The sequence below is a fragment of the Methanobrevibacter sp. genome, assembly GCF_045577275.1.
Lineage (GTDB): Archaea > Methanobacteriota > Methanobacteria > Methanobacteriales > Methanobacteriaceae > Methanobrevibacter.
Genome location: NZ_JAZNIB010000328.1, coordinates 1 through 1,622, shown reverse-complemented (window position 1 = coordinate 1,622; position 1,622 = coordinate 1). Strand labels below are relative to the sequence as shown.

The 1,622-nt window shown below is 38.2% G+C and carries 4 protein-coding genes; all 4 read right to left on the bottom strand.

The window, feature by feature from the left end:
* The coding region (locus ACKI67_RS09530) for a hypothetical protein (RefSeq protein ID WP_407463296.1) at positions 1-245 on the bottom strand (245 nt) is incomplete at its 3' end.
* Positions 245-571, bottom strand: coding sequence for a phage head closure protein (locus ACKI67_RS09525; protein WP_407463295.1), 327 nt, complete (start codon positions 569-571; stop codon positions 245-247). The genes ACKI67_RS09530 and ACKI67_RS09525, both read right to left, overlap by 1 nt.
* Positions 568-870 carry a head-tail connector protein gene (locus tag ACKI67_RS09520; protein ID WP_407463294.1) on the bottom strand — a complete coding sequence of 101 codons (303 nt, stop codon included), beginning with the start codon at positions 868-870 and terminating at the stop codon, positions 568-570. Before ACKI67_RS09520 ends, ACKI67_RS09525 begins: the two co-directional genes overlap by 4 nt.
* 48 nt (positions 871-918) lie before the next feature.
* Positions 919-1,545 carry a hypothetical protein gene (locus ACKI67_RS09515; RefSeq protein ID WP_407463293.1) on the bottom strand — a complete coding sequence of 209 codons (627 nt, stop codon included), beginning with the start codon at positions 1,543-1,545 and terminating at the stop codon, positions 919-921.
* Positions 1,546-1,622: the final 77 nt, after the last annotated feature.

Below are 1,622 nucleotides of genomic sequence, written 5' to 3'. Positions count from 1 at the left end.
CAGCAACTCCTTGGCTCACAGAACGACATGGCTACGATCCGACTTGTCTTGTATGTTCTTGTCATTTTGAGACAATCCATCATTTTGGACTGTCTGATTGACTGAGGCACATTGGCTTGAATATTTTTATTCACAACCTCTGCCCCTGCTCTTGTCATCTCACCAAAAATTTTTTCGGAATCCTTATAGATTTTTTCAAAATCTTTCATGATTTCTGTTGGCAATTCCATCTCAAACTTAGCCATTAGTGAGTGACCTCCTTGGCTTGGATTTCAAGCTCCACATTTGCCTCATTCACATTGTTCAGATATTCAATGGTGTATGTCTTGCCATTGAACTCAATCCACATATCTCTATTGATAGGTGTTTGAGGAAATCTGATTATAAAATTGGTGAATGCTTTTTCAAAATCCGTATTATTTTTGATGAGCGTCATTCCCCTTGTAGTCTTTACTTTGGCATAAGGTTGCAAGACAACTGTTGGCACTTCTGTTTGAAATCCTGCCTCATCAGTGACAATGGTTGTTTGACATATGCTGATTTTCTTATTGTATTTTCCTGCATTAATCATAATAAGTTCACCGAATGCAGACCTAGAATGGACTCAACCACTTTGTTTGGATTGCTTGAATCAACATAGAGTGTTCGATTATCCCACATATCTTGACACAAAATTAAAACAACAATGATGATGTCCTCAAAATCGTCAAGATTTTCAATGGTCTGCCCTGTGTAATTAGAAATATATGCCTTGGCAACTGTCAAAAGAGTATTGAGAGTGTTTATATCATCTTGTGTCACCTCACTGATTCTCAAGTAGTCAGCAACATCTTGAGCAGTGATTTGACTAACTGCTGAAATTTCATTCATAATGTGTTCCTCCCTTATGAGGAATTTGCCTAAACAACATCATGGAAATTATTCCTCTGTATCTAAAACTAGATCAGAGATTGCATAATTCTGAGTTTCTGAAACACTGCCCTTTGTTGCAACAACTCTGATTGACTGAGTTGATACATCTGCAATTCTTAGAACAATCATTCCATCAGAATCAAGTGTCACAGGATGACCAAGTGTTCCATTGATTAATTCAACAGTAATGGTTGCACCTGCAACTGCCTCAACCTTAATTGCAAGATAGTTGCCACTCTGCTCCTCAACATTGCTTGAGAAACCTGTGTAATCTGTCACATATAAGAGTTTTCCTGTGATTGCATTGTTTGCAATCTCAACATTCTCCTGCAATTCACTAGCTAACTTTCCAAACAATTCCTCTGTTCCATCAATTGCTGAAACTAAAATTTCAAAATTAGGCACAACAGACACCTCTGCATTTGCATACTGTGTCACATCATATGTGCCATTGGCAACAATGGTCTTTGTTCCCTCTGGAACAAGTGGAGTGTGCTCCTGTGCCAAACCATCAGAAATCAACTGATTGCCTGTTGTTGAATCCACTGTTGCAACTACTCCATGAGCAAGTGATGTCAGCTTGCCTGTTTCCGTATCACGCAAAGTGAATGCCTTTAATGTTTTAATTACCATCTTTGTTCTCCTTTCTTCTTGGAGACTTCTTTTTCTCTGTCACTTTTTCTGGAACTATCTCGTTAATGTCGTCAATA

Coding starts and splice junctions, on each gene's coding strand:
- ACKI67_RS09525 (WP_407463295.1), bottom strand. CDS start 571: ATGATTAATGCAGGAAAATACAATAAGAAAATCAGCATATGTCAAACA.
- ACKI67_RS09520 (WP_407463294.1), bottom strand. CDS start 870: ATGAATGAAATTTCAGCAGTTAGTCAAATCACTGCTCAAGATGTTGCT.
- ACKI67_RS09515 (WP_407463293.1), bottom strand. CDS start 1,545: ATGGTAATTAAAACATTAAAGGCATTCACTTTGCGTGATACGGAAACA.